The following is a 24,985-nucleotide window of genomic DNA, read 5'->3' on the forward strand; positions in this document are numbered from 1 at the left end:
ATTAAACTATTGCACCAGTTTAGCACAATATGAACTCTAATTGGCTTTTCAATAAGGCTATAAATTTTCAAAATCTATTCTAATTTACTTGGTTTTAAACTACTTGTATACCTTACCTGAATAAGCAACAACAATATACCAATGCCAATAATACTGACTAACTGTGAATTATCTGTAAAGATAGAGTAAAACATTAAGGCGAATGCTAAAAGAACAAGACACAAGGTAACAAGTGAATATAGCCCATACAGACCTTTTAGCATGACATATTTTTCACCATCATCAAATTGATTAAAATATTCTTGTTCATAATTTTTCGATTGAGGGTCAGGAAATTTAAAATTCGGATTTGTAATACTAACAATCTTTTCACTTGGAAATAAACTTACAAACGATATCAACAATAGTATGCCACTCCAAAGAACAATAACTGGTTGGGTATCCCTCAACAGTAAAAATCCTACAAGAGTTGCGGTAAAGGAAAGGGAAAGTGCGATTTGAATATAAGTCGCAGCATTATAAGCGATTCTTTCTAATGTGACTTGATGAATATCTTCTATATCCATATGTACTTTCATTAAGCTACCTTGCTCTGCTTTATGTACATTAAAACGAGCGAATATTAAACAAATAATAACAACTAAATTGGAAATCATTAATAGATTAGCTTCGAATAATTGATGATTAAAGCTAGCAAACAATTCATATAGCCCAAATAATAAGAAAGCAATATAAACAATTAACATTTTCAAGACAGTTCCTCCTCACTAAAAATAAATACATTGTTAATTGGTTCTTGAAATACATTTGCAATTTTTACTGCAATTAATAAGGATGGCATATATTCATTTCTCTCAATTAAACTTACAGTTTGCCGAGAAATTCTCGCTCGTTTGGCTAACTCGGTTTGATTAAGACCATCTCTAGCACGTAATTCCTTAAGCCGAGTTTTCATTTTATCACCTCGAGCACATTATATATTACCATAGTCATTTTGACAACGATATTAGTCAATATTATTTATAAAACATTATTTAAACTTAAATATTTTCACTTTAAAGTATTGATAATTTGAATTTTAAACAATCCTTCAGTTAACACAATAAGAGATAGTTCTTGTTGAACAAACCTGCCCCTTAAGTAAAAAAGACCGCCTTATTGACGATCTCCTTGTTGTGCTAAAGCACCCGTTAGCACAATAAAGAAATGAGAATTTTTATTCCACAATCGCGTCCGTTTGTTTAATACTTTGCTAACTATTATTCTTTTGAATCTTTTGGCCATATAAGGATAACTAAATATGCGACAATAGCAAATGCTATTGAAACCCAAAACTGAAAAAACTTTAGAAGCCAAAAAATCCCCATTATTATAGCAATGCCTAAATATAATTGTTTTTCATCACGTTGCCAACGATTCTGATTCAATAAAACATTAATAAAACCAATAGGTGGTGTTATAAAGCACATTGCATATACCCAGCCTTTTTTTAAATACCAAGCACGTTTTTGTATAGAATAGTTAGTTGCCATATTCATACCACCTCTCAGTTACTCTGCTAAATGGCCTTGTTCAAGCATATAATTGTTTAATTAAAGCACCCGTTAAAGGAACTAAATAGATGATTAATTACTTGATGCTGGTGACGACCTAAAGGACATAATTAATAAAAACAGAAGTCCAATAGAACCACCCATTGCAAGTAATTTAGCAGCGATTGGTTCCTTATTAAAAAAAGTGTATATACCAAAGATCAGAATTATTGTGATTATTGTTCGAGATATCATTAAAACAATTCCTCTGTTATCTAGCTTTCTTGGTGACAAATTGAGCCCCCCCATCATAGACGATTTATTTTAATTTTAACACTACACTATTCCATAAATTGGCCTTTTTATGGCACAGACTTATTCGGCTATTGCACCCTTATACGTAATTAGTTAGCAGGTTTCTATGCCATTATCGCGCCCGATTGCGGCATAGTCAAATCAAGGCACTTAGGCTAACGCACCATAGAGTTTAAGTATAAACCTTCACAATTTCTTTTTCACATTAACATGATCTAATCCCCTAAATGTATTTTTCTGGAATCTGACTCATTACAGAAAGACGCCTTCTTTTTAAAGAAAAGCGCCCGTTTGTGGAAGATGACTTTATTATAAGATGCATTATTGCGTATGTCTTCTTATACAATTAATTCTTAATACACCTCTTACGTTAAATGGCCCGACTGTAAGATATGGACGCAATCGTTTATTTAGCAATCGCGCCTGATTGCTGCATAAATCAAATAAAGGTTCCTAAGCTGGCGCGACCATTAATTGAATATATAATAACATACCAAGAAAGAAACAGTTGAATAACTTTGATGAAGTATCATATCAAGGTGGTGGAACTTCAACTTCTGTATTTTTTTCATTATCACGAACAATGCATATTGAAACTTAAATTTGAAATAAGTGCTACTTCTTTTTAATGATCGATATGTAGAACGTAATATTGTAAACCATTTAATTATATCGGTTGACAATCATCCCCCTTTCGATTAAAATAATTTTTAATCGAAAGGGGGACGTTTACATTGAATCGACAAGGTAATAAACTGAGAATTATGCTTAAGATCGCTATATTTGCCGCTATAACTGCAATACTTGCACAGGTGGAAATTCCGCTTCCGCTTATTCCAATCAGTGGCCAGACACTGGCAGTAGGGATTGCAGCAACTATCCTTGGAAGCCGTCAGGGATCATTGGCAATGGTGCTCTATATGGCGATTGGAGCGGTCGGCCTTCCGGTATTCGCTGGATTCAGCGGGGGACCACAGGTGCTTGTAGGCCCTTCAGGTGGATATATTTTTGGGTTTATAGCCGCAGCGTACGTTACTGGTCTCATTTTGGAAAAAACAAGGTTTACAATCCCCATGGCTGTCATCGCAAATATTATGGGAATGTTTGTAACACTGGTTTTTGGTACTATTCAATTGAAACTTGTACTGGATCTTGGATGGAGTGCTTCCTTGGCTGCCGGAGTATACCCGTTTCTTGCTGTAGGATTCATTAAGGCATTTCTAGCCAGCTGGATTGGCATTGTTGTCAGAAGACGTCTGATACAAGCAAAACTGCTTGGAGATATGCCAAAAGAAGTTGCATAAGTTATAACACTAATTGAATAAAATAGAAGCACCATAAAAGTGTCACTTTGACCGATAATTTGCACTTATTTAAAGCGTTATTTGCATAATCCGGTTATAAAGCTCAGCTACCTTTACATAAGAAGTTTAGCTGGGCTTCTTCCATAAAAGGTTTCACTATACTGTCGTAAAAAAAGGTCATGTTCTTCAACAATCGTAGCAATAGGTAAGCCTTTGAAGTTATCTCCAGCTTTTCCCCTGCTCCGCACCGAACGTGCTAGTTTCCAAGCATTCGGCGCTCCATCTATTGATGTATACTAGATTATAAGTTCTTCGTTACTTTTTGACGTGAAATTAAACTACCTTCTCAAGCCCACATTCCATTCGGTATTGATTTAGTTTATTTATCATTGAATCAGTTAACTCGAATTTCTGTATCTCTGACGAGATAATATCTGTATTTTTACGATGTATAATCCGATGTATATCTTTATGAAGAATACGTAGATTGTTGAATTTGTCCGTTCCCCCAAGATGTGGTGGTGTATAATGATGGCAATGAACCTCATTTGCGGTTAAAGTCCAGCCTGTGATTTCGCATTTTCCCATCTTCATACTAAAACGGCTTATGCGATTATCCATGTATTCAACGGTTCTATCTGGAATTTTCGCTTTCAACAGTCTGCTGATTTCCAACCCGACATTCGGCTTTAGTTTATCATAAATTTTCTTTCTGCCTTCTTCCGTGTAAAGAGATAGTTTCGGACTAAAATTCATTGCATTCACTGTTTTAACATCGCCAATAGGAAATAGGTGGACCCCGTCTATTTTGAACGTTTTAACTTGTGTGCTATAGAACTTTTTATAAACCTTACTAGGGTTGATTGGATGTCCATATTTTCCTACAGGACGAAGGCGATTATACAGAAAGGCTTTTAATTCATAGGCAATACGTGAGAATTCTAGATTGACGTGTGTAGCACGATTAAAATAGTTGTGAATACCTAAAACAAAACTGTTAAAGCGCAATGCATTTTGAGTTGTAGGGGAATCTTTTATCCGTTGGATATGAACTTTAGCTTGTTCTTTGAGTTTTTCCTGTTTTCTACGTTTAATGCCCGTATGGGCAACTCTTTTCTTTCTTTTTACATTCGCTTTAATCGTAAAACCTAAGAATTCAGATTCTCTCTTTCGCAAGTTTACGATTTGAGACTTTTCTGGTGAAATATCTAGTTTTAAACGTTCTTTAAGATATAATCTAACCGCGTGATACCACTTTTGCGCTGTTTTTCCATCACGACAAAGAATTTTAAAATCATCCGCATAACGCACAAGGTATCCTTCTTTGAGGTTTGTACGTTTCTTGGCATAACGTTCTCCAACTTTTGATTTATAGTTTTTTGAAAGAGGGAAGAATTCCCATTGCCCCGCGACCCATTGATCTAGGTCGTTTAGTACGACGTTAGAAAGCAGCGTTGATAAGATACCACCTTGAAGAACCCCTTTGGATGGTATTCCTTCTTTGTCAATCTCGGCTTTTGGCATTTTAGATACACAAGCTATAACTTTTCTATCATGAATACCTAAGTTCCATAACTGTTTGGTAAGCAGTGTATGGTTCACGTTATCGAAAAATCCTTTTATATCAACATCGACCACATAGTGTAGTTGCGCGTGATTAATTAAGAATTGGATCCTTGCCATAGCATGATGAGTAGACCTTAACGGTCTAAAGCCGTAACTATGTTTGTAGAAATAGGCTTCAGCGATTGGCTCAAGGACCTGTTTAAAGCATTGTTGAATGATACGGTCAAGAATAGAAGGAATTCCAAGCGGTCTCAATTTACCGTTCTCTTTTTCAATCCATTTTCTTCTGACCTTCTTAGGTTGGTAGTTTTCTAGTTTTGTTTGAATTACACTTACTAATTCGTTTTCCGTAATCTCTTTTATATTATCGATGGTTTTTCCATCTGTACCAGGTGTTTTAGAACCTTTGTTAGATTTGATTGTGCGAAAAGCTAATAAGATATTTTCTCTAGATGTAATAATATCGTAGATATTATTGAAAGTGTCGTTATTACTAGCCTTTTCATACAACTCAGTAAAAGTTTCCGTCATATTGTAGTAATCCCAATATCTCAAAGTTGACACTGTGGCATCCCTCCTAGTGAGTGATGTTCCCACATTCCTACCCGATCGGTGTCATTCACGTGAAGAAAATAATCGTTCTAATTCGTTAGACTTGGGGCTGTTCCTCCATTTCCATTACAGAAGTTTCGTTGGTCGTACCCCTACCTTCACAAGAACAAGTACATTTCGATTTTACCTTATAGCAACCGTTTCGGATGACAGTCCTTATTTCAACGTCTCTTGTTTCCCAAGTACCTTACAACATAGCTATCTGTTCTAGACGTAGGTGCTTCCTGTAAGCCTGTGAGCTTGATACCGCCATTGTTCAGTATAATGTATTTCAGAGGGCCAAATTTTACTCTACACCACTCACCCCACCGTAGGATGGGACATAGCTTTCACTATGTTCAATCTATAGACCCTTAAATTCAGAAGTTCGTCAGTTCCTTCAGAGGGGAACATACTAACCATATCTAGTTTTTCAGCCATCCGGCATATCAGTTGGCATACCTTTTTCCGAAAGAATGGCTCTAGCCTTCCTTTTGCCGACTCTACCTGTATTTCGAACCCCATGAACTGTCTTTCATGACGCACGCAGGAGTATTGATGGGATAGTTTTAGAAAACATGGTTTCGTCATTCCTATCCTCAGTTGTAAAGTTGAAATTTTTCTTTATAAATTTCCTGTGTTTTCATGCCGAAAGACATTTATCACAGTACTTGTCGCGCTGGCCCGATTGCTGAACAAAGATTAATCTGGACTCTTTCACTAAACTGCCAGTTAGTTTAAGATCAACCTTTCACAATCTCTATATTTATTTTAACATAAATAGTCAGAATACACTGTAGAGTCACAGGAAATGGTATACAAATTTAAGACTGTAACAAAATCAGATGTCTCTGTATCAACATAAAAATGACTACAAATTGATATACAATTTAGTAGTCATTTTACATTGCATTTTTAAATTTTTGTGGTAACAGTAGCCAACAGAACCGGTTATATATCGGAGCAGCCTTTTTTATGCTCCAAAACCTATACCGAGAAATATTCATCAACTTCCCTGAATGGAAGTTGATTTCCAATATAAAACGAACCAAAAATCCCATATTTCGCACTTACTTCATCAAACCTGGTATCATAAATTAGTTTTTTAAATTGCAGTGGGTCATCACAAAATAATGTAACACCCCATTCATAATCATCAAGACCAATAGAGCCAGTGATGATCCGTTTTACGTCTTCTGTAAAAGGTTTTGCTGTTTTTATATGATCAAGCATCATCCGGCCACGTTCCTCTTTAGGCAATGTAAACCAGTTATTGGTTTCCCCACGCAGTTTGCTCATTGGGTAAAAACACATATATTCTGTTTCAGGTATTTTTGGAAATAACTTACTAAGCATTGCCGGATCCTCATATGGGTCTGTTTGTGGTTTTGTATATGAACTTTTTTCAATAATGGATACATAAGAATATGCTGGTTTCATATAGTGTGCCAGTGCAGTTTTATTGAATTTATTTTCAAATTTATTCAGATCTTTCATAGTTGGTCTCAGTGTCATAAACATAAGATCAGCTTTTTGTCCTACAATGGAAAATAAAGCTTGATCCCCTTGTTTTTCGTTAGTTATTGTCTTCCAATCGGAAGCTAGTGAGTGAAATTCGTCCAGCACACTTTTTCGCTGTGCCTCAGAAGCTTGCTGCCATTTTTCCCAATCGATTGTCCGAAAATCATGTAATGCATACCAGCCATCAAATGTTTCTACAGTTTCTACCATGACTATCACTCCTATTTAAATTTTGGATGCTGCATATTAATCATAGGATATTTATATCTGAAAAAGTGTGATAAATGTCACGGTGAATACGGACATAATTTGAAATATTTGTGATGGCTTCCCACATAGCCAAGAAATAAAGCCTCTTCCTTTTTATTTTCAATTGTGCTAGAGCATAGTAGGGACTTATCCTTTTTCATTTAGGCAGTATTTATTTATAATCTTTATAAGTCGTTCCGAATTCTCAGATGAGACATTTTCAGATAATCTTGCGCCAGCAATGACTGGAGCCCATTGAAATATTTCAGACCTTAACAGTCCACTCTTTTCACAATAAAGTCGCAAGTACATATCTGCTATTTCAGATGAAAATTGGGAATATAAAAGATAAGTCCGATATATATCAGCACGAATATCTCCAGCACTCGAATCAACCCAATCTAAAGCTACCACTTGGTTGTTTTCTTTAATCAAATTAAATTAATGAAAGTCACCATGACAGAGCCTATTCTCAAATGTAAATGATTCCAGTTTTTTTAACAAATAAGATTTATGCCTTTTATCTAAATTATTTATTGTCTCAATTTGACGATATAACTTATCATACATTGATTCGATTGTTTCTGGAATAATGCTATGAATTTGAAGTTGCATATCGACTGAAATATTCAGGTAACACTCTGCTTGTTCTTTATCTTTGAAAAATAAATTTCCTAATGTCTCTCCCTTAATATATTCCATTATAATTGCTTGTTGTCCGTTTATATTGGTAACATCTAAAACTTCAGGTACAGGAAGCCCACATGAAAAGGCATAGTTTTGCTTCTTTGCTTCATTTACGGATTCAGTTTCGGGCAAATAGTCTTTAAAAACTTTAACTATTTTGTTGTCGAAAAGATAAATTTTCGCAGTATTTCCTCTTGCTATTGGATTACCTAAATTCATTGGTTTTCTCCCTACATTTTAATTATCCTGCCCTTTACCTCAATATTGCTTCTTTCGCTAATGCACCAGGCAATTGGAAATTGTTACCTTTAATTTTTAACGATATAATGTAATTCTACAAACTGATTGAAGTTTCTTGTTCCTTTTAATGATAGGTCTAGTTGATATTCGCCTTCTCTAAATAGCGGAATTCCATTTCCAATTATAGTTGGGGCTACTGTTAAGATTATTTCATCAACTAATTTTTCTTTAATGAAAGTTTGTAGTAATTCCCCTCCACCAACAATCCAAATATTTTTTCCCTCTTGGCTTTTAAGTTGGTTTATAAAACTAGCTATATCTCCATTTATAAAACTTACATCTTCGGTATCCTCAACGGTAGACCTTGTAAAAACATAACACTCTTTGTTTTTATATGGGAATTCTTCTGTTTCGTGTCTCATTATCCAATCATAAGTTTTTTTACCAATCAAAACTGTTTCAACAGTATCATAAAACTCCGAATAACCATTATCCCCTTCACCTTCAACACTAAATAACCAATCTAAAGACTCATCTTTTGTAGCTATATATCCGTCCAAACTTGTAGCAATAAATAATACCAAATTTCGTTTTTTGCTCATAAAACCCCTCCACAAACAAGAATGTACGTCCTTATTTTATCTTAATAATGAAAGTTTCACTTTCAACTCTTCTGCTAGTTACTTTAAGTACAAATTCACAATCTCTAAATTTATTTTAACATAAATATTCAGAATACATTATAAAACCAAGTGAAAACCAATCGCTTTCCAATTTATTGGTAAACTTATGTGTGAATTTTCAAATAATATTGTAGGTCAAAATGTAGACTTATACTAGCAATTTTATCTAACAAATAGGTTTACAAAAATTACAATTTCTATGGATTTTAAACCAAGAATCCTATTATTCTAATAAAAAGGAACCAATCTTTAGATGAACTTTTCTGGATAGATGAATAATGCGAAAGGTGATGATATGTAAAATACTCGATATATTATAATGCTTATTGGTAGAATTGTTGGTTTTGAAGCTGCAAGCCTTATAGCGGGGGAAATCCAATGGGGTTTGCTTATTGGACTTCTTGTAGGTATAAGTATTGCAGAAGTGAGAACAAGAGGTCGGGAAAAAACAGGTGAAGTTGAGACTGACGAAAGTGTTGAAAATAGTAGTCATTAGTTAACTTCTTTGAAACTGTTGGTGGTTGATTGTTCAAGATAATAATACAATAATCAAAAGCGATCCCCTTTTCATTTAAGTTGATCGCTTTTTGTTTTACTTTCTACCATCATTTAATTTTCTAGCTTCTTCAGGACTGGACATTTTCGTTGAGCCTTTATAGCGAAGCCCTACATCCCGATCTGATTCCACACGCCCACTCTCTCTTAACTTCTTTTCCTGACGATCTCTTCCCATTTGACCACCTCCTGCACTTAACATGAGTATCCTGGAAAAAATTATTCATGCTGAAGCACTTACTTTTTTATAAGGCTATTTTCGGTTATTGTGCCACAGCTATTTCGCCTCAGGTACCCCGATTAATTCCGGTACCGTGACAAACTTTGTTCCATCCTCCTTTAGTTTTGAAATGATTTCATCTAAAGCTTGAGCCGTACCAGATAGATCCAAGGTCCAATCACCACCATCGTGCATTAATATAATAGAGCCGAAACCAACGTTACTTAGTACATTATCTGATATAATTTCAGCACCTGGTTGTTTCCAGTCAAGAGAATCAACATTCCAGCCAATAACCGTATTACCTTCTTCACCCAGCATTTTAACGATCTCTTCGTTTAAAGCGCCATATGGAGAGCGAAAGAGGCGTGGTTTAAATCCTGTAATATCCGCAATAACCTGTTCCGTTTCCATCAATTCCCAGTGTAATCTTCCTAAGTCCTCTTCCGATAAATTCGGGTGCCAATAGGTGTGGTTTCCAATCGCATGTCCTTCATCCTGAATTCGCTTTACTATTTCTCTGTGTGCCTTTGCTCTGGAACCTAGTAGGAAAAAAGTTGCTTTCACATCATGTTTAGCTAACACATCAAGTACCTGAGGAGTAAATCGGATATCTGGTCCATCATCAAATGTTAGAGCTACCTCATTTTCGGTTAGAGCTCCACGCAATACAACAATGTTAGAATACTCCTTTTGTAATTTGTTATTTGAAACAGGGCGCGGCTGGCGAACATTTTTTTCTGAACCCCCTGCAAGCCGTAGCTGGTCATCCAGATTTTCATTTTCTGCCTCTTGATTGTACTTTGTTTGTTCCGGTTGGGGTCGGGAGTTCCTATCCCCTTCGTCTGAATGTTGACAAGCTGAAAGAAAGATGCAAAGCAAAAAAGTGCTAAATAACGTACATACGCCTTTTTTATAGTTCAATGCAATAACCCTCCGTATCTCTGTAGTCTAATGTTTAGGATGTGGTATTACCCTTAATTTATCCCTATAGTCGGGAAGGAAACATGGGGACGGTTCTTTCGTTTCAATTCACTCAATTTTATACACAATTGGAATTTTCGAAACAAGAGAACCGTCCCCCGTGTGTCTTTACGCAACTAAAGCACAATAGAGTTGAAGATGAAAAAAGACTCTTATTAAACATCGCGCCAATTGTGGAATATTTTTTTACTATTAGCTGGTATTACTTAGTACCAATTATCTCAAAACAAGTAACTCACTTATTTTCACCAAAAATTAAGACACCGATCATATTCAAGATAGGTGCCTGTTTCTCTATTTACAAATATTAATTTTATTTTTTTATAAAATGATTACCTATATAACTTGTTTAAGATATTCATCAAGTTCATTAAATTGTGAGGACATTCCTTCCTCTAAGCCCATCTCTATAACGGCTTTAAGTGCCTTTTCCGTTTCAAATTGGTTTTGTATAATCAGCTTGGTTTTCCCAGACTGCTCTTCAAAGTTCATAGTAATGAATTGCTTAGGGGCATCTGGACTAACATTACCTTCTTCATCAGAGAATGCATCTGTGTATACAATCTTCTCTGGTACAATAATTTCATGGTAGGTAACCTTTCCCCAAGATTTTTGACCATAAAAATTTTTTTGTTTTTTATCCTCACAAGTCATACAAAAATGCCAAACTCCTCCAGGCTTAAAATCAAATGTTTTATTCTCTGTTTTCCAGCCAGTAGGTCCCCACCAGTTTGCTAAATGTTCTGGCTCCGAGAAGGTTTTAAAGACGAGTTCCCTTGGTGCATCAAACACTCTCTCCAATACAAGTTTCTTTCCATCAACATACGAGTTCAAACGATTTGTCGCATTTTTTTCAGACATTTATATTCCTCCTTATTTATATATATTTATCTTCTTGATAAACAATCCTCCTTCACAGGTATTAAAAGCATACTGTTTGATATATGTCTTTTATTCGCCCTTTTCCTTCCGTTGCAGTTCCTTTAGGTAATCTTCCAATTGATCCAATCTGTCTTCCCACAAGTGTCTAAAGGAATCGATCCAACTGTCTATTTCTTTCAACCCTTGAACATGTAATTTATAAATACGACGATTGGCCATTGGATGAACCTCTACGAGCCTTGCTTCACAAAGTACTCGAAGGTGTTTGGAAACTTGAGGCTGGCGAAGACGAAGCTGTTCAGCGATTTCCCCTACTGTACAAGGGCCATCGTGCAATAATTCAATGATGTTTAGTCTGTTTGGCTCGGCAATAGCACTCAATATCTTTTCCATGGTTCCAATATATCATACAAGGAATATTCTTATAAAGGAATATTTAAAATTTTAGCTTTGCGATATAGTATTTACCACTGTTCTTATATAAGTTGCTTTTATTTAAGGATCAGGAGATTACTATAGGACCACTTGGTGGCAACATGGGGACGGTTCTTCCGTTTCAATTTACTTAGTTTTATATACAATCGGAATATTTGAAACAAGAGAACCGTCCCCGCACATCACCCATCACCCAAATAAAAAGCGCCAACCCCTTTATAATAAAGGGTTGACGCTTCTCTAGGTTAGTGATTCCGATTGGGCTCGAACCAACGACCTCATGCCTGTCAAGCATGCGCTCTCCCAGCTGAGCTACGGAATCGTATGTAATTTGCTGTAAATTAACTATATATAATTTGAGAATTTCTGTCAATACAAATCTACTTTTAATTGATCCAAGCCACAATTCTTTCAATCAGTACACGTTGTATAAACTGGTTTGCACACCATGTACTGTTTACGCAAAAACGAGCCAAGGAACTCCCCCACCCCAATACATCCACAAAATCATTTCGTAACTCGAAACAAATACTGGATAAAAGTTCATTTTACCATTATAATAATAGAAAAATTACATTTATTTTATATTTACGGAGGGTCAATGTGAGAAATGTTTTTTCGCCTTTAAAATCATATAAACTACCCATTATTATTGCTTATTGCTTAACTTTTGTTGAGCTGGCTGTTGAGCTGCTTCTTCCCTTCTTTCTGGGGCTGATGATTAATAATGGGGTCATCGAAGAAGATATAAATAATATCATGATGTGGGGCAGTATTATGATTGGCCTTGCATTTGCAGGATTTGTCGCCGGGATTATTAATTCCTTTTATTCATCGCATGTGAGTTTTGCGTTTGGATATGACATTCGCCAGAAATTATTTGAGAAGATTCAAGCCTTTTCATTTAAAAATTTAAATCAATACCCCACTTCCGGGCTTGTTACAAGATTTACAAATGATGTCAGGCAGATCCAGAATACCATTTTTATGGCACTTCGGATTATGGCAAAAGCTCCATTAATTGTTCTTGGTGGAGTCATCATGGCATTTGTAGTGAACGCAAGACTTGCACTTATCTTCGTGGTTACCGTTCCACTCCTTATCCTTTTCCTATTATGGGTACTGAAGGTTGCCAGTAAAATGTTTGATAAGGTACAGCGTAATGTCGACAATGTTAACAGGGTAATGCAGGAAAACCTTGCAGGCATGCGGCTTATTAAAGCTTTCCTTCGTCGGAATCATGAAGAAAATCGTTTTACAAAGGCAAATGGTGATTTGGCAAATATTACTCGGACAACATTTCGCTTTGTGGAAGCATCTATGCCTATTCTTTTGTTTATTATGAATTTAAGCCTGATTTTCATTATTTGGTTTGGAAATGTACAGTCTATTGCCGGAGAAACTTCCGTTGGTGAGGTTGTTACCATTGTTAACTATGCACTCCGTGTCTCCATGGCTATTTCCATGTTTACATTTATTATCCTGGCCTTTTCCCGTACGAAAGCATCTGCCAGTAGAATTAGCGAGGTACTTACATTAGATGTCGATCTTGTAGATCATCAGGATGCAGATAAGCAAGCTGTCGTAACAAAAGGTAAAATTGAATATCAAAATGTATCCTTTGCTTATCCAGGTACAAATAAAACAGTCTTAAAGGATATTTCATTCAACGTGGATGCTGGTGAAAAGCTTGCGATAATTGGTGCGACCGGTACAGGAAAAACATCATTATTCCAGCTTGTACCACGTCTTTATGATATCAATCAGGGTGAAATTTTAATTGACAGTAAACCAGTTTCTTCCTATATACTAGATCAGCTTAGAGGCAGTATTGGCTATGTACCACAAAGTCCCCTTCTGTTTACGGGCTCGATCACTGATAATATCGCCTGGGGTAAAAATGGTGCGACAACAGACGAAATTATTCAGGCAGCCAAGGACGCACAGATCCATGACACGATTATGGGACTGTCACATCAATATGACACAAAAGTCGGGCAAAAAGGGGTTAACTTATCTGGTGGACAGAAGCAGCGTATTTCCATTGCTCGTGCGCTAATTCGCAGACCGAAAATTTTAATGCTTGATGATAGTACAAGTGCCCTTGATTTAGCAACAGAATCACGCTTGCTTACGGCAATCCAGGATTATGATTGCACAACATTAATTATTACACAGAAAATATCCACAGCCATTAGTGCTGATCGAATTTTACTGATGGATGATGGAAAAGTTCTTGCAATGGGAACACATGAGGAACTGTTGAAGAAATCCGATCTATACCGGGAAATTGTGGAGTCACAATTTGGAAAGGAGTATGCATATGCCAGGTAGTCAGCTAAAGAAGCCTTTTCAATATGAAAGAATAGCCCTTGATAATATTGAAACAAATAAGAAAAAGAAAGCAAAAAATACTGCCGGTACCATTAAACGAATCTGGTCCTATTTAGCTCGTGAAAAAGCTAAACTGACACTCGTTATTTTAATGGTACTGATCAGTTCAGGGTTAAGCCTGCTTGGGCCATTTATGATCGGAATGGCAATTGATGATTTTATTGTAACAAAGGAAAGTGCTGGTCTTGGCATTCTCCTTGTTTGGCTGGTCATCATTTACTTATTCCATTCTGTATCGATTTTCATGCAAAACTTTTGGATGGTAGGAATTGCACAAAACACCGTATATGCACTGCGCTCTGATTTATTTCATCAGTTCCATCGCCTGCCTATTTCTTACTTTGATAAACGGCAGCATGGGGAATTGATGAGCCGTGTAACAAATGATATTGATAATGTGAACAATACATTGAATCAGTCCGTCATTCAGATTTTTGCCAGTGTGCTGACACTTGTCGGTACTGTTGGTGTTATGCTTTATCTCAGTCCGATTCTTACATTTGTAACGATGTCGATCATTCCATTGATGTTTTTAGGAATGAAATGGATTACGAAACGGACCGGTCCATTATATAAACTGCAGCAAAATGATCTTGGTGAAGTAAATGGCTATGTTGAGGAAATTGTGTCAGGTCAGCATATTGTAAAGACTTTCTCCCAAGAAGACAGGGTTATTCGTGAATTTGAAGAACGAAATAATAAGCTGAAAAATACCGGATTCTGGGCATTGACAATTTCCGGATTTATCCCAAAAGTAATGAATATGCTGAACTTCCTGAGCTTTGGCCTGATTGCATTGGTTGGTGGTATTCTTGCCATTAACGGTACAGGACTTGTTACGGTTGGTGTAATTGTTATTTTCACAGAATATGCACGTCAGTTTACCAGACCATTGAATGAGCTTTCCAACCAATTTAATATTCTGCTTTCAGCTGTGGCTGGGGCTGAACGTGTATTTAATGTAATTGATGAAAAACAAGAAGAGACAGATGAGGATCATGCAAAGGAACTTACCTCAACAACCGGGCATGTAGCTTTTGAAGATGTATCCTTCGCTTATGAAGAGACACCTATTTTAAAAAATATCAGCTTTGAAGCAAGACCTGGTGAGACGGTTGCCTTTGTTGGTCATACAGGTGCAGGGAAAACGACGATCATTAATCTGATTTCCCGTTTTTATAATTATGATAGTGGGAAAGTTTCATTGGATGGGACTGATTTGAAGGATATTAAACGGTCAAATCTTCGTAAACATATGGCATTTGTTTTGCAGGATTCCTTTTTATTCCATGATACAATTAGGGAAAATATCCGTTATGGCCGTCTGGATGCAACAGATGAAGAAGTTATTATTGCGGCAAAGGATGCCAATGCACATGATTTCATAGAAAAACTTCCGGGCGGATATGATACCATTTTAGATCAGGATGGCAGTGGTATTAGTCAGGGGCAAAAGCAGCTATTAACAATTGCACGGGCTTTACTTGCCGAACCAGCGATTCTTGTACTTGATGAAGCAACAAGTAATATTGATACAATTACAGAATTAAAAATTCAGGATGCCTTGAAACGCCTGATGAAAGGCCGCACAAGCTTTGTTATTGCCCATCGCCTGAATACAATCCAAGAGGCGGATAAAATTATTATGCTCGAGCATGGCGAAATCCTTGAACAAGGGAGCCATGATGAACTTCTGGACCTTCAGGGAAGTTACTACAAATTATTCAAAGGACAATTATTAGAAAAAGCGAATTGATCGGGCTATAATGGACGTAGCTCGTTTACCTAAGGAAAATTCGGGAATATATAGTTAATTGAGGTGTCTACATGGGTCGAAAAGGTGCTTTTATAGAAAAAATAATTGATAGCAGCTATTTAAATGAAGAAATGACATTAAAAATATACCAGCCTGAAAGTTTCTCTCCATTATATAAATATAATATTTGTATCATGCAGGATGGTAATGATTATTTTCAAATGGGAAGAATTGCAACGTTAAGTGACCGATTACACGCGGCACAGGAAATTACGAACACCGTATTTGCCGGCATTCACTACAGGGATAAATTTGATCGCAGGAAAAAATATCATCCATCAGGAGAACAAAATGCAGCCTACACCAAATTTTTAGTCCATGAGGTTGTTCCACTGCTTGATCATGAGCTTCCCACCTATCATATGGGACAGTCCCGTGCATTGATGGGTGACTCACTTGCAGGTACATTAGCTTTAATGACGGCACTCAAATATCCGAATACATTCGGCAAGGTGATTATGCAGTCACCCTATGTTGATCAAACAGTGCTTGATGCTGTGGACAATGCAAAAGATATTCATTCGATCGATATGTATCATACAATTGGAACAGCTGAAACTTCAATTGATACGACAGATGGTAAAAAGTCCGATTTCGTCACACCAAATCGCAAATTAAATGATCTTTTAAAAACAAAAGGCGTCAGCTACCATTATCATGAATTAGAGGACGGACAGCATACATGGAAGTATTGGCAGAAGGATATGAAGCGTGTGCTTACTACAATGTTTAATTAATATTTACAATAATATGAAAATAGATCTCTTATTTTGCTCCAATCTTTGTTATAATAAAAGATAATGCTTAAAAATACGATAGACTGATCCATCATATGCAGTACTTTTAAAAAATGGTAAATATTATAGGAGGTTTTTTAATGATGAAATATGGTATAGCATTTTTCCCATCAAAGGCCATTCAGGATGAAGCAAATTCGTACAGAAAGCGATATGATCCGCATTATGCTTTGATTCCACCACATATTACTTTGAAGGAATCATTTGAAGCAGACGATGAAACAATTGATGAATTAGTTACCGAACTAAAACACATTGCAAATGAAACAGAACCTTTTACCATTAATGTAAATAAAGTCAGCACATTTGCTCCTGTAACCAATACGATTTATTTAAAAGTCGAGCCAATTCAGGAAATAATTGATTTATATGAAAAACTGCATTCCGGGAAATTCCCTGATAATCGAGAGTTTTCCTTCGTCCCGCATATTACTGTTGCGCAGAAATTATTGGAAGATGAATATTCCGATGTGTTTGGAAGTATGAAAATGAAAAACTTCCAGGTTGAAGATAAAATTGACCGGTTCCAGCTTCTATATCAATTGGACAATGGAGCATGGACCGTGTTTGAATCATTTGTGTTTGGAAAGGAACACGTGTGAACATTAAGCTAGTCGACTCACTGGATGAGTTCGAGGCGGCAAAGCACGTGCGAATGGTTGTTTTTGTTGAAGAACAAAAGGTATCACCAGAAGAAGAACTTGACGAGCATGATGAAACTGCCATTCACTTCGTCGGTTATGAAGAAGGCGAACCCATTGCAGCAAGCCGTCTTCGCTTCGTTGACAGCTATGGCAAGCTTGAACGCATATGTGTTATAAAAGAGCATCGCGGAAAATCACACGGAACACAAATTATCACAGCAATGGAAGAAATCATTTCAGAAAAAGGCTTCACGAAGGCCAAACTCAACGCACAAACACATGCTATAGAATTTTATCAACAACTGGGCTATGAAACAGTTTCCGGAGAATTTATGGATGCAGGCATACCACATGTCACAATGGTAAAAGAATTATAATTGATGAGCGCTCCACTTTAAATGGAGCGCTCATTTTTATTGATTTCTTATTTGGATATTGTGTTTTCGTACGAAAGTTCCGTGCTCACTTTTATGGATGTTCTCTTCCTTTTTTATGTATATTCATGTACTCTTCTTAGGGCGTTCAAGTCCTTCTACTGATGCTGATGTTTATTTGCTTTATTGCTATGCATGAATCCGATATTTCTCGGTTAAACTAACCCCTAAATGTTTAAAGGGGGATGAAAACAGTGTCTAATTATTTACCGATGTTATTTGAAACACTTTTTGGGTTCTTTACCTTATTTATTTTAACTAAAATACTGGGAAAAACACAAATCAGCCAATTAACTGCTTTCGATTTTATTTCCGCTTTAATTTTGGGTGAACTTGTCGGAAATGCATTATTTGATGAAAAGGCAGGTATTCCTGAAATAGCATTCGTGATTATTTTATGGGGAGGCTTATTATATTTCACAGAAATCATCTCGCAAAAATTCAAAGGAACCCGTGCACTCCTGGAAGGTAGTCCTTCCATCATAATTTATAATGGAAAATTAATACGTGATACAATGAAAAAAAACAAGCTGGACATCAACCAATTGCAAAACCTGCTTAGAGGAAAAGATGTTTTCTCGATTCAAGAGGTAGAATATGCTGTTTTAGAGACAAATGGAACTGTGTCTGTCCTGAAGAAATCCCCTTTTCAGACCCCAAACAAAAGCGATATGCAAATAGCTCCACAACATGTTGCGCTGGCTATAACCTTAATAAATGATGGGGAAATAATTTATGATAATCTAATAGAGAATAATTTAACTGAGGAATGGCTAAAGGATGAATTAAGAAAGCAAAAATACGCAAGAATTGAAGATGTATTTTACGCAGAATATACAAAAGGTAAAAAGCTATTTGTCCTTCCGTTTGTAAATCGAGATCATGAAAGGTATGAAGACTATCACGATTAGTCTTCATACCTTATTTAATAATTATATATGTTATTTTATAGATTAATTTTGTAATAACTATACACTTTCGCTGAATTTCTGCCCTTTTCCTGTTAATTCTCCATAATACCTCTCTGCATTTAGCGCATCAAGTCCAACAGGATACCGCTTGCTTTCAGGAACTCCATTTAGCCGGTCATATTCGCTTATTATTTCCTGATGTTGTTTTTCCAATATCACTTTAAATGGCCGCTCAATAAATTGTGGATTGCGTTTCTCTTGTATAACACGTTTTTGATAATCATTATACTGATAATGCTCTATCGGTAAGATATACCCCACAAATAATCCTCCCCTTTATTTCACTGACTATTTAAAATAATATTCGCAAGTATTCCTATTTTTATGACTGTTCTTACTTACATATACCCGTTTTTAAAAAGTTATAAACCTTCCATTTAGCCTTCCATTCTTTTTTCCAGTTCTTTTATTGCATCTTCAATTTTTGTAATTGATTTCAGAAATTCATCATTCCACTCTAAGATTTCCTTTTCAAATTCATGCATTTTCTTTTCTGGTCTATGAAAGTATTTTTCATTTTTTTCTAAATGCTTGTCAATTGCACGTAAATGTTTCAATCCAGGAATAGGCGTTTTTTTCATTCTATCCACTCCAAACAGTAAATAAAAGGCAGCTAAAAGATAGCTGCCCTATTTTAAAACCAGGAAAATGGCTTTCTTTTATTTTCATCATCATCTTCTTCATGATCATCTCTGTGATCATCTGACTTGTGACTTTCTTCATCTTCACGACTCTGTGTAAACCAGGAGAATGGATCACGCTGTTGGTGGTGTTCCGACGATTCTGGACTTTCATCATCTTCTTTATCTTCATCATGGCCTCGTACGGAACCAAAAAATGGATCACGATGTTCCCTGCTATCTGACTCTTCCTTCTCGTCTTTATCATGGTCTTGATTTGATCCGAAAAATGGATCACGATCGTGGCGATGTGGACGTTCCAAAATGACGTTATCAGCTTTAATCACTAAATCTTTCACATGGATAACTTGTTTCTTTCCGGACATCTTGCTTTCACCCCTTCTTAAGTTAGGTCTTTATTAGCTTATGTAGAAATTGGTACCCAAGTATAGACATTCGCCCTTTTATTAGAAAATCCAATGATAATTATCTATTGGAACCCCGATAAATGCCCACACAATCTGTGTACTAACACATATTCTATTAAAGACAACTGAGTCAATTACATTTTGAAAGGAGTAATATTTCATGGGTTGTGGAAAAGACTTTGACACAGGTAATTGTGTATGTGATGTTCTAAAGGAAATTGCAGATGCTCAAAATGATGTTGTAGAAAATTGTTGTGATAGCAGCTGTGATCAGTCCATTCAAGATTTGCTAGGCGAAAGAGACGACGGAAATGGTTTAGATACTGTACCTGTTCTTTTGTACTGTAAAGGAAATTGCGCACCATTCAAAGGTTTCGGTGCACATCCGAGAAGAATCCGCGATGTAGAAGCCAGCTTTTACTTCAGAGTTAAGAAAGTCACAGATGATTGCTGTGCAGTTCTTGAGTTACTAAGAGACAGAGATGACGATAAAGATAATCCGCATAATCCTGTTGAACAGCATACAGGACGTCTTCGTGCTACAGGAATCTGTATTACAGTTGATTTAAGCTGTTTCTGCCACGTTACTTGCTTACCAGCAATTGATGCATTTAACTAATAGCAAGTGAACAAAATGAAAATACACCATTGAGAAGAGGTTCATCCCTCTTTTCCCTGGTGTATTTTTTATTGGAAAGTATAGCGGTTTCCGAGGAAACAAGGTACTACTATAAAATCTAATTAGTGTGCCTAAAATCCCAGCATGCGAATATTACTTATTTTGTCCATTGGAATTTGTGTACTTGTGGATCTTTTTCCTACACGTATAAAAACATCATTTTCTTTGTAATCCGTAATAATTCCACGATATGTTTTTTCTTCTGTCTTCACTTCACATCTCATTTTCGGTGTATAGCTTGGTTTATTTACAAAATAAGCAACCTTTTCCTCCAGAGTCATATCTTTAAATTTTATTGATTCCCCATGAGTCGATGGTTTATCTTTATCTAATGCTGCTTCTGGTTCATCCTGGCCGTCCGTATCGTATTGGTAGTTCTGCTCGTTTGAGTCTTCAGGATCTTCCCGATCATCTACTTCATTGTTATCTTCACTGTTTTCAGTTCGATTTAATTCCTTATAATAAGCATTACGCTTTACCGGACGCTTTGGAGCGGAGCCTGTCGATGTATCCCCCTGCTGTTGTTCAGGTTCGCTACGCTTTTTTGGAGTAACATAGTTATACTGCATCGGCGCTTTAGGCGTCTGATTCGTGGGCTGGTGAATATAAAGCAGCGGCTCCCTCGCAATTTTCTTCTTTCCCATGTATGAATCTCCCCTTTATTTAATTCGTCAACCCATTATATGAACCCAGTAAATGAAATGTGTTTGGTGCGGTAATTTGGGAAATAATGTTTTTGCTCTTATTTCTAGGTAATTCGATCTCCGGAGGATATTTCCTGGCTCCGGATGATATTTTCGATCTTCGGACGATATTTCTTGGTTCCGGACGATATATTCGACCTCCGGAGGATATTTCTTGGCTCCGGACGATATATTTGATCTCCGGAGGATATTTCTTAGCTCCGGACGATATATTTGATCTCCGGAGGATATTTCTTGGCTCCAGACGATATATTCAATCTCCGGAGGATATTTCCTGGCTCCGGACGATATATTTGATCTCCGGAGGATATTTCTTGGCTCCAGACGATATATTCGATCTCCGGATGATATTTCCTGGCTCCGAACGATATATTTGATCTCCAGATGATATTTCCTGGCTCCGGACGATATATTCGATCTCCGGACGATATTTTCACTGCTCTACAGCCAATATCACACCACCCAAACAAAAAAACAGCATCCCCTACAGAATGCTGCTACCCCTACAAAATCCTAAATCAAAAAGTTCATGAATGCTGTTGCCATGCCAAAATAGATTAAAATCGAGATAATATCATTTATTGTAGTGATAAATGGGCCGGATGCTACGGCGGGATCGATTTTAAAACGGTCCATTATTATTGGTATCAGTGATCCGGCCAGGGTTGCTACAATTAATGTGGCCATAATTGAAATTCCTACAAGCAACCCTAAGAATATATCGCCCTTCCATAAGTAAATAACAACTGTAATTACAATTCCACAGACAGTTCCTGTAATTAAGCCTGTACCTGCTTCTCGTATCATCAGTTTTGTCTTTCCTTGTTTACCATATTCACCTGTCGCCAGTCCGCGGACAGCTACTGCCAAGGCTTGTGTTCCGGTATTTCCGGCCATTCCGGCAATTAATGGAATAAAGATAGCTAATACTGCCACCTGATCTAGTGTTTCTTCAAATCGGCCAATCAGACTTGCCGTAAACATTCCTAAAAACAGCAAAATAATTAGCCATGGCAGACGTTTTTTCGCAGAAATGAATGCATTATCATCACTGCGTTCTACCTCGGACACACCTGCCAATCTGGAATAATCCTCACTTGCTTCTTCTTCCATAACGTCCATAATATCATCGACTGTAATAATCCCTAATAAATGATCCTGAAAATCAACTACCGGTAGTGCAAGGAAGTCATAATCCCGCATCATTTGTGCAATTTCTTCCTGGTCTTTTGCAACGGAGACTGTAACAATTTTTTCACTCATGATCTCTTGAATGCGCATATTTTCATCGGCTATAATTAAATCCCGTAAAGAAAGCACTCCTACCAATCGTTTATCATCATCGAGGATATATAAATAATAAATGGTCTCTGCATCCGGAGCTCTATCTTTTAGTCGCTGCATTGCCTCTTTAGCCGTTTGTGTTTGATATAATGCAACAAATTCAGTAGTCATTATACTACCGGCAGTTTTTTCTTCATAGTGAAGCAATTGTTTAATTTCGTCTGCCGCTTCTTTATCCATAATTGTTAAAAAACTGACAACTTGATCTTTATCCAGCTCGTTTAAAATATCTACTGCATTATCCACTGCCATTTCTGCAAGAACCATAGATGCGAAACGAGGATCCATTTCTGCAAAGAAGACCTCTATATCTTCCAGTTCAATGCTTTCCATTAACTCCCCGATTTCTTCAGGGGATAAATAGGAATAAATCTGCATGCGGGAATCTTTTGGCTGCTCCATAAAAAACATCGCTTGATCATATGGATGCATATCAAGGAATTCAAATCGAAACTGTTCCATTTGTTCTTCCTTTAATGCTGCCCTTAGTTTCTTACGATGTTCTTCGTATTTATCTTCATTATTATTATCAAATTTATTATAAGCTTCCACTCGAACACGTCCTCTCTTGCCACAACCGAATAATAAATATTTCCCGGCTTTTATCGATATGAAACAATTCCAAAATTCAGCAATTTACGATACACTTGCTATAAAATAGAAAGGGATGGGTAATCTATAAATATCCATTATATACAAAACATGCAAAAGATAATAATCCGATACACCAAATTAAGCAAATAGCAAGGTGGTTTATTTATGAAAATTGATGTCATAGGTGATGTACACGGCTGCATTAATGAATTACACGAACTATTTTCTGTGCTTGGTTATCAAAAACAAAATAATATATATATTCACCCTGATGGCAGAATACCTGTATTTTTAGGGGACATTACAGACAGGGGGCCAGCTTCCCTTGATGTAGTTCAGCTTGTTTATGAAATGGTAATTTTTCATGGTAAAGCAAAATACGTGCCTGGCAACCATTGCAATAAGTTGTATCGCTATTTTCTGGGGAATAAAGTTCATGAACGCCATGGATTGGAAACAACGGTAGCAGAATATAAAGCATTACCTGATCACAAACAAGAAGAAGTATCCAATCAATTCATGAGATTATACGAGGAATCTCCTCTCTACCTACAGCTGCCAGAACTGAAAGTGATCATAGCACATGCCGGTATAAAGGAATCCTATATTGGCCGTTTTGATAAAAAGGTGAAAACATTCGTACTTTACGGTGACGTCACCGGAGAATTCCTGGAAGATGGTCGACCGCTCCGCAGGGACTGGGCCCAGGATTACGTTGGGGATCATTGGATTGTTTATGGACATACACCTGTAAAACAACCGCGCAAAATAAATAAAACAATTAATATTGATACAGGCTGCGTGTTTGGACATGCTTTAACAGCGTTTCGTCTGCCTGAAGAAAAAACAGTAAGCGTCCCATCAAAGCAGCAGTTTATTGCAGAAAAATTTACTTATTTTCAATGAAATCCAGATACTAATTGTTCCATATCTTCCGGCAGTTCAGACGTAAACAGCAGATGCTTCTTCGTTAACGGATGTTCAAAGCTTATTTCATAACAATGTAATGCCTGGCGGGTAATTATGTCAGTTGAGCCACCATATAAATCATCGCCTGCAAGAGGGTGCCCAATGTATGAGAAATGCACCCTGATCTGATGTGTCCTGCCTGTTTCAAGCTCAATCTCTATTAATGAATGATTCATGCGTTCATCGATAACCTTATAATTAGTAATTGCCTGTTTCCCTGTATCTATTACTGTCCTTTCAATAATAGAGCCAGCTTTCCTTCCGATAGGAGCATCGATTGTTCCTTCTCTTTTCGACAGCTTACCCTCAATAACCGCCTTATACTTCCGTTTCAGCCCACCCGTTTTTTGCATGGCAGAAAGTAAAGAATGACTATATCGATGTTTAGCTATTAATACTAATCCCGATGTATCCCTGTCCAGTCTTGTAACAATATGTACAGTAAATGGAATATCATTCTTCTCATAATAACCTAAAAGCCCGTTAGCGAGAGTACCTGCAGTATGATTTAGCGATGGAATAGTCGCCATTTGTGGTGGCTTGTCTATCACAATAATGGCATCATCCTCATAAATAATAGGCAGATCCACTTTTTCCGGTTTCATATGATTTGCCACAACTTCGGGAGGAAACTTAACCTCCAGTAAGTCCCCTGTTTTCAAGGCGTATCTTACTGTTTTCCCCGTACCATTTACAAGTATGTCTCCCCCATCGAATTTTACACTTTTAATCAATCTTCTTGAAAAACCATGGATTTCTTGCAAATAATCACGAACGATCATGTCGTTATGTTTATTAAGTATCGTCCATTTCATTCCCACTCACCG

At 36.7% G+C, this 24,985-nt stretch carries 27 protein-coding genes, 1 tRNA gene and 1 pseudogene; 10 read left to right on the forward strand and 19 right to left on the reverse strand.

The annotated features are described in order from the left end of the window. Positions 1 to 74: 74 nt before the first annotated feature. From CIL05_RS12205 to CIL05_RS12220, 4 genes are all read right to left on the reverse strand, one after another. On the reverse strand, positions 75 to 746 hold the full coding sequence (locus CIL05_RS12205; RefSeq protein ID WP_240510191.1) for a DUF3169 family protein: 672 nt from the start codon (positions 744 to 746) through the stop codon (positions 75 to 77). A gap of 2 nt (positions 747 to 748) precedes the next feature. Further along, positions 749 to 955 (reverse strand): helix-turn-helix transcriptional regulator, encoded by a 207-nt coding sequence (locus CIL05_RS12210; protein ID WP_095655825.1) that lies wholly within the window; start codon positions 953 to 955, stop codon positions 749 to 751. A 304-nt stretch (positions 956 to 1,259) separates the two neighbouring features. Further along, on the reverse strand, positions 1,260 to 1,532 hold the full coding sequence (locus CIL05_RS12215; RefSeq protein ID WP_095655826.1) for a hypothetical protein: 273 nt from the start codon (positions 1,530 to 1,532) through the stop codon (positions 1,260 to 1,262). Positions 1,533 to 1,625: 93 nt separating this feature from the next. Further along, on the reverse strand, positions 1,626 to 1,826 hold the full coding sequence (locus tag CIL05_RS12220) for a hypothetical protein (RefSeq protein WP_095655827.1): 201 nt from the start codon (positions 1,824 to 1,826) through the stop codon (positions 1,626 to 1,628). A gap of 755 nt (positions 1,827 to 2,581) precedes the next feature. On the opposite strand from CIL05_RS12220, the gene CIL05_RS12225 reads away from it, so the two are divergent. Next, positions 2,582 to 3,151 carry a biotin transporter BioY gene (locus CIL05_RS12225; RefSeq protein WP_374705740.1) on the forward strand — a complete coding sequence of 190 codons (570 nt, stop codon included), beginning with the start codon at positions 2,582 to 2,584 and terminating at the stop codon, positions 3,149 to 3,151. A 333-nt stretch (positions 3,152 to 3,484) separates the two neighbouring features. Here the strand turns inward: CIL05_RS12225 and ltrA are convergent, their stop codons facing one another. From ltrA to CIL05_RS12250, 4 genes and pseudogenes are all read right to left on the reverse strand, one after another. Continuing rightward, on the reverse strand, positions 3,485 to 5,281 hold the full coding sequence (gene ltrA, locus CIL05_RS12230; protein WP_095655828.1) for a group II intron reverse transcriptase/maturase: 1,797 nt from the start codon (positions 5,279 to 5,281) through the stop codon (positions 3,485 to 3,487). Positions 5,282 to 6,295: 1,014 nt separating this feature from the next. Further along, positions 6,296 to 7,039, reverse strand: a complete 744-nt coding sequence (gene hemQ / locus CIL05_RS12240; protein WP_095655830.1) for a hydrogen peroxide-dependent heme synthase — start codon at positions 7,037 to 7,039, stop codon at positions 6,296 to 6,298. A gap of 186 nt (positions 7,040 to 7,225) precedes the next feature. Further along, positions 7,226 to 7,984: pseudogene (locus tag CIL05_RS12245) on the reverse strand (phosphotransferase family protein). Between the two features lie 89 nt (positions 7,985 to 8,073). Further along, complete coding sequence (locus CIL05_RS12250) at positions 8,074 to 8,607, reverse strand: dihydrofolate reductase family protein (RefSeq protein ID WP_095655831.1); 534 nt, start codon at positions 8,605 to 8,607, stop codon at positions 8,074 to 8,076. 400 nt (positions 8,608 to 9,007) lie between these two features. On the opposite strand from CIL05_RS12250, the gene CIL05_RS22250 reads away from it, so the two are divergent. Further along, positions 9,008 to 9,184: a hypothetical protein gene (locus tag CIL05_RS22250; protein ID WP_165769117.1), complete on the forward strand. Its 177-nt coding sequence runs from the start codon at positions 9,008 to 9,010 to the stop codon at positions 9,182 to 9,184. 96 nt (positions 9,185 to 9,280) lie between these two features. Here the strand turns inward: CIL05_RS22250 and CIL05_RS12255 are convergent, their stop codons facing one another. The 5 genes from CIL05_RS12255 to CIL05_RS12280 all read right to left on the reverse strand — a co-directional run bounded on the left by CIL05_RS12255 (position 9,281) and on the right by CIL05_RS12280 (position 12,086). After that, positions 9,281 to 9,421 carry a YpzI family protein gene (locus CIL05_RS12255; protein ID WP_095655832.1) on the reverse strand — a complete coding sequence of 47 codons (141 nt, stop codon included), beginning with the start codon at positions 9,419 to 9,421 and terminating at the stop codon, positions 9,281 to 9,283. Between the two features lie 99 nt (positions 9,422 to 9,520). After that, positions 9,521 to 10,387 carry a polysaccharide deacetylase family protein gene (locus CIL05_RS12260; protein ID WP_165769118.1) on the reverse strand — a complete coding sequence of 289 codons (867 nt, stop codon included), beginning with the start codon at positions 10,385 to 10,387 and terminating at the stop codon, positions 9,521 to 9,523. Between the two features lie 396 nt (positions 10,388 to 10,783). After that, complete coding sequence (locus CIL05_RS12270) at positions 10,784 to 11,308, reverse strand: SRPBCC domain-containing protein (protein ID WP_095655835.1); 525 nt, start codon at positions 11,306 to 11,308, stop codon at positions 10,784 to 10,786. A 90-nt stretch (positions 11,309 to 11,398) separates the two neighbouring features. Further along, complete coding sequence (locus CIL05_RS12275; RefSeq protein WP_095655836.1) at positions 11,399 to 11,722, reverse strand: ArsR/SmtB family transcription factor; 324 nt, start codon at positions 11,720 to 11,722, stop codon at positions 11,399 to 11,401. A 291-nt stretch (positions 11,723 to 12,013) separates the two neighbouring features. Further along, positions 12,014 to 12,086: transfer RNA gene (locus CIL05_RS12280), tRNA-Val, on the reverse strand. A gap of 281 nt (positions 12,087 to 12,367) precedes the next feature. On the opposite strand from CIL05_RS12280, the gene CIL05_RS12285 reads away from it, so the two are divergent. The 6 genes from CIL05_RS12285 (at position 12,368) to CIL05_RS12310 (ending at position 18,760) form a co-directional block, all read left to right on the forward strand. Then, a complete protein-coding gene (locus CIL05_RS12285; RefSeq protein WP_095655837.1) occupies positions 12,368 to 14,098 on the forward strand; it encodes an ABC transporter ATP-binding protein in 1,731 nt (576 codons plus the stop codon). Continuing rightward, positions 14,088 to 15,914: an ABC transporter ATP-binding protein gene (locus CIL05_RS12290; RefSeq protein ID WP_095655838.1), complete on the forward strand. Its 1,827-nt coding sequence runs from the start codon at positions 14,088 to 14,090 to the stop codon at positions 15,912 to 15,914. The genes CIL05_RS12285 and CIL05_RS12290 overlap by 11 nt, the downstream gene beginning before the upstream one ends. Before the next feature lie 71 nt (positions 15,915 to 15,985). After that, the gene (locus CIL05_RS12295) at positions 15,986 to 16,711 is read left to right on the forward strand and encodes an alpha/beta hydrolase (protein ID WP_095655839.1); all 726 of its coding nucleotides are present in this window, start codon (positions 15,986 to 15,988) and stop codon (positions 16,709 to 16,711) included. A gap of 143 nt (positions 16,712 to 16,854) precedes the next feature. Continuing rightward, positions 16,855 to 17,373, forward strand: a complete 519-nt coding sequence (locus CIL05_RS12300) for a YjcG family protein (protein WP_095656012.1) — start codon at positions 16,855 to 16,857, stop codon at positions 17,371 to 17,373. Continuing rightward, positions 17,370 to 17,792, forward strand: coding sequence for a GNAT family N-acetyltransferase (locus CIL05_RS12305; protein WP_095655840.1), 423 nt, complete (start codon positions 17,370 to 17,372; stop codon positions 17,790 to 17,792). Before CIL05_RS12300 ends, CIL05_RS12305 begins: the two co-directional genes overlap by 4 nt. A 251-nt stretch (positions 17,793 to 18,043) precedes the next feature. Next, a complete protein-coding gene (locus CIL05_RS12310; RefSeq protein WP_095655841.1) occupies positions 18,044 to 18,760 on the forward strand; it encodes a DUF421 domain-containing protein in 717 nt (238 codons plus the stop codon). A 57-nt stretch (positions 18,761 to 18,817) separates the two neighbouring features. On the opposite strand, the gene CIL05_RS12315 is transcribed toward CIL05_RS12310, so the two are convergent. From CIL05_RS12315 to CIL05_RS12325, 3 genes are all read right to left on the reverse strand, one after another. Further along, on the reverse strand, positions 18,818 to 19,081 hold the full coding sequence (locus tag CIL05_RS12315; protein WP_095655842.1) for a hypothetical protein: 264 nt from the start codon (positions 19,079 to 19,081) through the stop codon (positions 18,818 to 18,820). 116 nt (positions 19,082 to 19,197) lie between these two features. Beyond that, a complete protein-coding gene (locus tag CIL05_RS12320; protein WP_095655843.1) occupies positions 19,198 to 19,401 on the reverse strand; it encodes a hypothetical protein in 204 nt (67 codons plus the stop codon). Positions 19,402 to 19,454: 53 nt separating this feature from the next. Continuing rightward, on the reverse strand, positions 19,455 to 19,826 hold the full coding sequence (locus tag CIL05_RS12325) for a hypothetical protein (protein ID WP_095655844.1): 372 nt from the start codon (positions 19,824 to 19,826) through the stop codon (positions 19,455 to 19,457). A gap of 202 nt (positions 19,827 to 20,028) precedes the next feature. Here CIL05_RS12325 and CIL05_RS12330 point away from each other — a divergent pair, with 202 nt between their 5' ends. Beyond that, on the forward strand, positions 20,029 to 20,487 hold the full coding sequence (locus CIL05_RS12330) for a CotY/CotZ family spore coat protein (protein WP_095655845.1): 459 nt from the start codon (positions 20,029 to 20,031) through the stop codon (positions 20,485 to 20,487). Between the two features lie 131 nt (positions 20,488 to 20,618). Here CIL05_RS12330 and CIL05_RS12335 read toward each other — a convergent pair whose 3' ends face one another. Together CIL05_RS12335 and mgtE are read right to left on the reverse strand one after the other, a co-directional pair. After that, entirely contained in the window at positions 20,619 to 21,191 is a 573-nt protein-coding gene (locus CIL05_RS12335) for a CotO family spore coat protein (protein WP_095655846.1), read from the reverse strand. A 573-nt stretch (positions 21,192 to 21,764) separates the two neighbouring features. After that, on the reverse strand, positions 21,765 to 23,147 hold the full coding sequence (gene mgtE / locus CIL05_RS12340; protein ID WP_095655847.1) for a magnesium transporter: 1,383 nt from the start codon (positions 23,145 to 23,147) through the stop codon (positions 21,765 to 21,767). Between the two features lie 207 nt (positions 23,148 to 23,354). Here mgtE and prpE point away from each other — a divergent pair, with 207 nt between their 5' ends. After that, the gene (gene prpE / locus CIL05_RS12345) at positions 23,355 to 24,095 is read left to right on the forward strand and encodes a bis(5'-nucleosyl)-tetraphosphatase PrpE (RefSeq protein ID WP_095655848.1); all 741 of its coding nucleotides are present in this window, start codon (positions 23,355 to 23,357) and stop codon (positions 24,093 to 24,095) included. On the opposite strand, the gene CIL05_RS12350 is transcribed toward prpE, so the two are convergent. Beyond that, a complete protein-coding gene (locus tag CIL05_RS12350) occupies positions 24,089 to 24,973 on the reverse strand; it encodes an RluA family pseudouridine synthase (RefSeq protein WP_095655849.1) in 885 nt (294 codons plus the stop codon). The genes prpE and CIL05_RS12350 overlap by 7 nt on opposite strands. Between the last annotated feature and the right edge of the window lie 12 nt (positions 24,974 to 24,985).

Source organism: Virgibacillus profundi (assembly GCF_002287375.1).
Classification (GTDB): domain Bacteria; phylum Bacillota; class Bacilli; order Bacillales; family Amphibacillaceae; genus Virgibacillus_K; species Virgibacillus_K profundi.